Consider the following 8135-nt stretch of genomic DNA (forward strand, 5'->3'; position numbering starts at 1 on the left):
GTAAAAATTAAGACATAAAGGTAGTTTATGCACTGGGTAATGCTGTAAAGTTTATATTAATTTAGCCTCATGAAGTTTTATCAATCTGCAATAACACTTAATCCTTATGCTAGAGGATTCCATTTGATTTCAAATGAGGTTTTAAGTGCTATACCTGAAATTAGAAAAATTAATATTGGCATACTACAAGTATTTGTAAAGCATACTTCTGCGAGTTTAACTATAAACGAAAATGCGGACCCAACGGTTCGTTTAGATTTTGAAACCCATATAAATAAGATGGTGCCAGAAAATATGCCCTATTACCTACATAATTATGAGGGCCCAGATGATATGCCAGCACATATTAAAGCTTCCTTAATGGGAGTTTCGGTAGCGGTGCCGATTACGAACGGAAAATTAAATCTGGGAATCTGGCAGGGAATCTATTTGTGCGAGCACCGTAATAACGCATCTTCAAGAAATTTAGTAATCACTGCTTTTGGAAATTAGTTGAGTTCTTTCAATACCATTTTGCTAATTTTTTTTGCCCAAAGCTTATACATCTTTTTTGATGGATGTAAACTATCCGAAGCTAGCAATGCAGGGTTTACTTCAGCATTTCGGGACTGTTTTGTGATTTCAATATAAAGCATATTCCGTTTTTCGGTTTCTTCCTTTATATAGGTATTATAGGCTTTTAGTTCGGTCACAATTCTATCTTTATCTTTAAATCTTGCGAATGGTGTAACACTCCAATCAGGTATGGAAAGAACCATTACTTTTCGGTTGTCTTCTTGTACCAGTTCTGAACACTTATCTAGAAGGGTAGTAAAATCTTTTTTGAATGACTCAAAATCCATACCTCTATATTGATTGTTCACACCGATAAGTAAAGAGACTAAGTCATAGTTTGGTTGTAGGTCCTCCAGTTTAATTTCCATTAGTAGTTTTTCTGTGGTCCAACCCGCAGCAGCAAGTATTTTTGATTCAATCTTATAGCCTTTCTTAAAAAGTATTTGGGTGAATTGATTTGGCCAATTGTTATTAATATCTTCTCCGGTACCTATAGTATAACTATCTCCTAAAGCTAAAAATGTAACTGTACTTTGTTGACTAAAGCTAGCCATGAAGCTAAGAAGCAATCCAAAAAGAAAAATTTTAGCACGTATCATTTTCTTGATTTACAAAAATAAAAAGTAAAAAAAATCCCACTCTGTGGGGAGTGGGATTTCTTAAGCGGGGTAAGTTTATATAAATTCTTTACTTGACCTTATCAACGATTGCCTTAAAAGCATCTGGGTGGTTCATCGCCAAATCGGCCAATACCTTGCGGTTTAGTTCAATTCCGTTTGACTTTACTTTACCCATGAATTGTGAATAAGATAATCCGTGTAATCTTGCACCGGCATTAATACGCGTAATCCAAAGTGCACGGAAAGTTCTTTTTTTGTTTTTTCTATCACGGTAAGCATATAACATTGCTTTTTCTACCGCATTTTTTGCTACTGTCCAAACGTTTTTACGTCTTCCGAAGTAACCTTTTGCTTGCTTCATTACTTTTTTTCTTCTAGCTCTTGAAGCAACTGAATTTACTGATCTTGGCATTTCTTTTAATTTTTTTTGTAGTAGGCGGCACGCAAGGCGTGTACTTTTTTTACTCACTCAGATTAAAAATCTTTTATTGTAGCCTAACTCCAGGGTTAATAATTTTACCGAATGAACAATTATTTTAAACGTAATTGTTCTTTAATACTATTGACGTCCGACTCATGTACTAGACCTGAGTGTGTCAATTTAAGCTTACGCTTTTTAGACTTTTTCGTCAAAATATGACTTTTAAAAGCGTGCTTTCTTTTGATTTTACCAGTTCCTGTAAGCTTAAATCGCTTTTTGGCACTGGATTTAGTTTTCATTTTAGGCATTTTTCCTTTTTAAATATATTAATTGCCGATTCTGAAATACATCAGAGATAATCGGCATCCCGCTTACTTTTTGCTAGCTTTTGGGGCTAAGAACATTGTCATTCTTTTACCTTCCAATCTAGGCATTTGCTCTACTTTGCCATAGTCTTCCAACTCTTGGGCAAGTCGTAATAAAAGTATTTCTCCTTGGTCCTTATACACTATTGACCGTCCCTTAAAGAATACATATGCTTTTAATTTGGCGCCTTCTTTCAAGAATTTTTCAGCATGTCGCTTTTTAAATTCATAATCATGATCATCCGTTTGCGGACCAAATCGTATTTCTTTTACAATAACTTTGGTCGCTTTGGCCTTCATGACTTTTTCGCGCTTCTTCTGTTCGTACAAAAACTTTTTATAGTCTATAATCTTACAAACAGGAGGCTTAGCTTTAGGAGAAATCTCTACTAAATCCAATTCCAATTCTTCGGCCTTGTCTAAGGCCTTTCTAATAGGATAAACTCCTACTTCAACATTGTCTCCAACCAATCTTACCTCTGGAGCTAAGATTTTTTCATTGATATTGTGAGGGTTCTTGTTTTCCCTTCTTGGTTGGGGTTTAAATCTTCTACGTATTGCTATGACTTATTTTTTTTAATTAAACTTATTTTTAGAACGACTTTAAGGTACTATTTATTTCTTTTGAAACCAAGTCTGAAAACTTGCTTATTGATATACTGCCTAAGTCTTCACCACCATGTTTTCTTACCGATATAGTTTCTGCCTCTTCTTCATTCTCTCCGACGATGAGCATAAAAGGTATTTTTTTAAGCTCTGCCTCTCTAATTTTCTTTCCTACAGTCTCGTTCCTACTATCAATGAGCGCGCGAATTTCGTGATTTTCCAACGAATTCAAAACTTTTTCAGCATATTTTTCATGTTTCTCGCTGACCGGCAGTATGATAGCTTGTTTCGGTATGAGCCATAAAGGGAAGTTGCCCCCGGTGTGTTCCAATAATAATGCCACAAAACGCTCCATGCTTCCAAACGGCGCGCGATGTATCATTACGGGTCTATGTAGTTCATTATCACTGCCTTTATAGGTTAGGTCAAAGCGCTCAGGAAGATTGTAATCTACCTGAATGGTTCCCAATTGCCAATTGCGCCCGAGGGCATCCTTGACCATAAAATCAAGTTTAGGACCATAAAATGCAGCTTCGCCTGTCTCAATAACATAATTTAAACCTTTTTCTTCAGCTGCATCAATTATCGCCTGTTCGGCTTTCTCCCAATTTGTGGCATCTCCAATATACTTCTCTGGTTTTTCTAGGTCTCTTACCGATACCTGTGCCGTGAAATTTTCAAATCCTAGAGAACCTAATACATATAGCGTTAAATCTATTACATTTTTAAATTCATCATTTAACTGTTCTTGAGTGCAAAAAATATGGGCATCATCTTGCGTAAAACCTCTAACCCTTGTTAAACCATGTAATTCTCCACTTTGCTCATAGCGATAGACGGTTCCGAACTCCGCAAAGCGTTTGGGTAAGTCTTTATAACTAAATGGGCTAGAATTATAAATTTCGCAGTGATGTGGGCAGTTCATAGGCTTCAATAAAAACTCTTCGCCTTCTTTAGGTGTATTTATAGGCTGAAAACTATCTTCACCATATTTGGCATAGTGACCAGACGTTACATAAAGCTCTTTTTGGCCAATATGTGGAGTTACCACCATTTCATAACCTGCTTTTTTTTGTGCTTTTTTCAAAAAGTCCTCAAGACGCTCTCTTAATGCGGCCCCTTTCGGAAGCCATAATGGCAATCCTTGACCTACCTTTTGCGAAAAGGTAAATAACTCTAATTCTTTACCTAGTTTTCTATGGTCTCTTTTCTTGGCTTCTTCAAGAAGTTCTAAGTAAGCTGTTAGTTCTTTTTGTTTGGGAAACGAAATGCCATAAACTCGAGTAAGTTGTTTATTTTTTTCATCACCACGCCAGTAAGCACCAGCAACACTTAATATTTTAATCGCCTTTATGATGCCGGTATTTGGAATGTGGCCTCCGCGGCATAAATCTGTAAAGGTACTATGGTCACAGAATGTGATTTCACCATCGGTGAGATTTTCTATTAGCTCTACTTTATAGGCGTTATTTTGACCCTTATAATAGGCCAAGGCCTCACTTTTAGAAACTTCCCTCATTTTAAAATCATGTTTTTCTCGGGCAATTTCAAGTGCTTTCTTTTCTATTGCGGGAAAGTCTTTTTCAGAAATGACCTGATCTCCTAAATCGACATCATAATAGAATCCGTTTTCTATGGCAGGGCCTATAGTGAGCTTAATGCCCGGATACAGTTCTTCTAAAGCTTGCGCAACAACATGTGAGGTAGAATGCCAAAAAGCTTTTTTTCCTTCATCGTTATTCCATGTATATAAGGTTAGACTACCATCTTTGGTCAATGGGGTTGTTGCCTCGACCGTAGTATCATCAAATTTTGCAGAAATAACGTTTCGCGCTAGTCCTTCACTAATACTTTTGGCAACATCAAATGGGGAACTGCCTTCCGCTACTTCTTTTATTGCTCCATCGGGTAGTGTAATTTTTATCATCGTTAACCTTAAAATTAGAATAGCAGCAAAGATAATATCTTGTGCGGATGCCACAATATTAAGAGGGGTTTCATTTTTGTATTTATTTCGATAAAGAATATCATTATTAGGTTATTTGGTAGGATGAAAAAAAGGTGTTACCTTAAAAGTCCTAAAATTTTAAATTTTTTCAGGTATAAAATAATGATTATCAGTAAATTAAAACTTTTTTACATTTTTATTCAAAAAGACTTTGCTGAGTTAAAAAAAGGTTTTTATATTTGCACCCGCTTTGCTAGATAAGCAGGGTAATTTTTGAGGTAGAGAGGGCCTATTATGGGTTCTTTTTTTTCGAAAAGGAATAAGGAGTAAAGAAGTTCATATACATATTGGAATAGACAGCGTAAAAGAGAATTATTGAAGAACCATTTTGACGTCAAGAGGACTTTAAGAGGGTCGATTGGATATCTTGAGATATTTAACGATCAACAATGAAGAGTTTGATCCTGGCTCAGGATGAACGCTAGCGGCAGGCCTAACACATGCAAGTCGAGGGGTAACAGGGAGTGCTTGCACTTTGCTGACGACCGGCGCACGGGTGCGGAACGCGTATGGAACCTGCCCCTGTCAGGGGAATAGCCCAGAGAAATTTGGATTAATGCCCCATAGTATCATTTTGACACATGTTATTGTGATTAAAGATTTATCGGACAGGGATGGCCATGCGTACCATTAGTTAGTTGGTGAGGTAACGGCTCACCAAGACCGCGATGGTTAGGGGCCCTGAGAGGGGGATCCCCCACACTGGTACTGAGACACGGACCAGACTCCTACGGGAGGCAGCAGTGAGGAATATTGGACAATGGGCGGGAGCCTGATCCAGCCATGCCGCGTGCAGGATGACGGCCCTATGGGTTGTAAACTGCTTTTATACGGGAAGAAACCTATCTACGTGTAGATAGCTGACGGTACCGTAAGAATAAGGACCGGCTAACTCCGTGCCAGCAGCCGCGGTAATACGGAGGGTCCGAGCGTTATCCGGAATCATTGGGTTTAAAGGGTCCGTAGGCGGGCGTATAAGTCAGGGGTGAAAGTTTGCAGCTCAACTGTAAAATTGCCTTTGATACTGTATGTCTTGAGTTATAGTGAAGTTGCCGGAACATGTGGTGTAGCGGTGAAATGCATAGATATCACATAGAACACCGATTGCGAAGGCAGGTGACTAACTATATACTGACGCTGATGGACGAAAGCGTGGGGAGCGAACGGGATTAGATACCCCGGTAGTCCACGCCGTAAACGATGGATACTAGCTGTGGGGTCTTCGGACTCCGTGGCCAAGCGAAAGTGATAAGTATCCCACCTGGGGAGTACGTTCGCAAGAATGAAACTCAAAGGAATTGACGGGGGCCCGCACAAGCGGTGGAGCATGTGGTTTAATTCGATGATACGCGAGGAACCTTACCAGGGCTTAAATGTAGATTGCATTAGGCAGAGATGCTTATTTCTTCGGACTATCTACAAGGTGCTGCATGGTTGTCGTCAGCTCGTGCCGTGAGGTGTCAGGTTAAGTCCTATAACGAGCGCAACCCCTACCGTTAGTTGCTAGCAGGTCATGCTGAGGACTCTAACGGGACTGCCGGTGCAAACCGTGAGGAAGGTGGGGACGACGTCAAATCATCACGGCCCTTACGTCCTGGGCCACACACGTGCTACAATGGCCGGTACAGAGGGAAGCCACCACGCAAGTGGGCGCGGATCTATAAAGCCGGTCACAGTTCGGATCGGGGTCTGCAACTCGACCCCGTGAAGCTGGAATCGCTAGTAATCGGATATCAGCCATGATCCGGTGAATACGTTCCCGGGCCTTGTACACACCGCCCGTCAAGCCATGGAAGCTGGGAGTGCCTGAAGTCCGTCACCGTAAGGAGCGGCCTAGGGCAAAATCGGTAACTAGGGCTAAGTCGTAACAAGGTAGCCGTACCGGAAGGTGCGGCTGGAACACCTCCTTTCTAGAGAAGATTTGTTCAATTGCCCTTGTTCTTCTGCATCAGGGTGGTTCGTGCTCTTTTATGTTGTCTATCTATATGTTTTAAAATAATGGTCATAAGGCCCAACAGTCTCATAGCTCAGCTGGTTAGAGCGCTACACTGATAATGTAGAGGTCGGCAGTTCGAGTCTGCCTGAGACTACAAGTCGAAAGACAGGCGAGAAGTTTATCCCGAGCGAGGTCGAGGGGAGTCTGCCTGGGACTACGGATTGCAATGGTCAATAATCAATTTTACAATGAACAATGGAGATTTTGTTGAATGTAAATTGATAATTGTTAATTGAAGAAACGTTCATTGATTGAAATATTGAATAGGAAATTCTAGAAGTTGAGTAGTAGTTGGAGGTACTGACTACTGACTACTATGTACTAACTACTAGTATATGGGGGATTAGCTCAGCTGGCTAGAGCGCCTGCCTTGCACGCAGGAGGTCATCGGTTCGACTCCGATATTCTCCACTTGTGCTGAACTTGTTTCAGTACCTCTTAAGCGAGGACCGATTAATATCGGTACGAACCGAAGGAGACCCTGAACTGAATTCAGGGTAAACGTTCATTGACATATTGGGACATATTATAAAGGCACGAGTCATTTATAATAAGTCAAAAGAAGAAACTTAAGTAGTAGAATAGAATACAATAAGTTAATAGTAATTAAGGATTACGAGAGGGCATTTATATCAAGGGATATATAATGCGACAAGCAAATTAAGGGCGTATGGGGAATGCCTAGGCTCTCAGAGGCGATGAAGGACGTGATAAGCTGCGAAAAGCCACGGGGAACTGCACACGAGTGTTGATCCGTGGATATCCGAATGGGGCAACCCGGCATGTTGAAGGCATGTCATCCGAAAGGAAGCGAACCCGCTGAACTGAAACATCTAAGTAGGCGGAGGAAGAGAAAACAAAAGTGATTCCGTTAGTAGTGGCGAGCGAACGCGGATTAGCCCAAACCAATTATGTTTCGGCATAATTGGGGTTGTAGGACCACGATATTCGAACTATAATGAACTAGAACACTTTGGAAAGAGTGGCCATAGACGGTGATAGCCCGGTATAGGTAAAGCGTAGCGAGATAGTGGTATCCTGAGTAGCGCGGGGCACGTGAAACCCTGTGTGAATCAGTCGGGACCATCCGATAAGGCTAAATACTCCTGAGAGACCGATAGTGAACCAGTACCGTGAGGGAAAGGTGAAAAGAACCGTGAATAACGGAGTGAAAAAGATCCTGAAACCATACGCTTACAAGCGGTCGGAGCCCATATGGGTGACGGCGTGCCTTTTGCATAATGAGCCTACGAGTTACTTTTACTGGCAAGGTTAAGGTTTTAAGAACCGGAGCCGTAGCGAAAGCGAGTCTGAACAGGGCGCCTTAGTCAGTAGTAGTAGACGCGAAACCGTGCGATCTACCCATGGGCAGGTTGAAGCTGTGGTAACACATAGTGGAGGACCGAACCCGTTGACGTTGAAAAGTCTTGGGATGACCTGTGGGTAGGGGTGAAAGGCCAATCAAGCTCGGAAATAGCTCGTACTCCCCGAAATGCATTTAGGTGCAGCGTATCAAAAGTTTTATAGAGGTAGAGCTACTGATTGGATGCGGGGGCTTCACCGC

General features: G+C 41.1%; 6 protein-coding genes, 2 tRNA genes and 2 rRNA genes (1 of these 10 running past the window's edge). 5 read left to right on the forward strand and 5 right to left on the reverse strand.

Annotated elements, in window-relative coordinates:
- Window positions 1-69 precede the first annotated feature (69 nt).
- Entirely contained in the window at window positions 70-492 is a 423-nt protein-coding gene (locus ACZ1GR_RS15575) for a secondary thiamine-phosphate synthase enzyme YjbQ (protein ID WP_472609796.1), read from the forward strand.
- Here the strand turns inward: ACZ1GR_RS15575 and ACZ1GR_RS15580 are convergent.
- The 5 genes from ACZ1GR_RS15580 to thrS all read right to left on the reverse strand — a co-directional run bounded on the left by ACZ1GR_RS15580 (window position 489) and on the right by thrS (window position 4494).
- Window positions 489-1154 carry an SGNH/GDSL hydrolase family protein gene (locus ACZ1GR_RS15580; RefSeq protein ID WP_472609797.1) on the reverse strand — a complete coding sequence of 222 codons (666 nt, stop codon included), beginning with the start codon at window positions 1152-1154 and terminating at the stop codon, window positions 489-491. The genes ACZ1GR_RS15575 and ACZ1GR_RS15580 overlap by 4 nt on opposite strands.
- 88 nt (window positions 1155-1242) lie before the next feature.
- Entirely contained in the window at window positions 1243-1587 is a 345-nt protein-coding gene (rplT, locus tag ACZ1GR_RS15585; protein WP_377764784.1) for a 50S ribosomal protein L20, read from the reverse strand.
- Between the two features lie 119 nt (window positions 1588-1706).
- Window positions 1707-1904 carry a 50S ribosomal protein L35 gene (gene rpmI / locus ACZ1GR_RS15590; protein WP_163424012.1) on the reverse strand — a complete coding sequence of 66 codons (198 nt, stop codon included), beginning with the start codon at window positions 1902-1904 and terminating at the stop codon, window positions 1707-1709.
- A gap of 63 nt (window positions 1905-1967) precedes the next feature.
- The gene (infC, locus tag ACZ1GR_RS15595; protein ID WP_449257563.1) at window positions 1968-2519 is read right to left on the reverse strand and encodes a translation initiation factor IF-3; all 552 of its coding nucleotides are present in this window, start codon (window positions 2517-2519) and stop codon (window positions 1968-1970) included.
- Between the two features lie 34 nt (window positions 2520-2553).
- Window positions 2554-4494, reverse strand: coding sequence for a threonine--tRNA ligase (thrS, locus tag ACZ1GR_RS15600; protein WP_472609798.1), 1941 nt, complete (start codon window positions 4492-4494; stop codon window positions 2554-2556).
- 467 nt (window positions 4495-4961) lie between these two features.
- Here thrS and ACZ1GR_RS15605 point away from each other — a divergent pair.
- The 4 genes from ACZ1GR_RS15605 to ACZ1GR_RS15620 all read left to right on the forward strand — a co-directional run.
- Window positions 4962-6485 (forward strand): 16S ribosomal RNA (locus tag ACZ1GR_RS15605).
- 106 nt (window positions 6486-6591) lie between these two features.
- A tRNA-Ile gene (locus ACZ1GR_RS15610) sits at window positions 6592-6665 on the forward strand.
- Between the two features lie 243 nt (window positions 6666-6908).
- A tRNA-Ala gene (locus ACZ1GR_RS15615) sits at window positions 6909-6982 on the forward strand.
- A 238-nt stretch (window positions 6983-7220) separates the two neighbouring features.
- A 23S ribosomal RNA gene (locus tag ACZ1GR_RS15620) occupies window positions 7221-8135 on the forward strand; it runs 1905 nt beyond the window's last position.
- The 16S and 23S rRNA genes sit together here with 2 tRNA genes alongside, the layout of an rRNA operon.

Source organism: Croceitalea sp. W27, assembly GCF_055693185.1.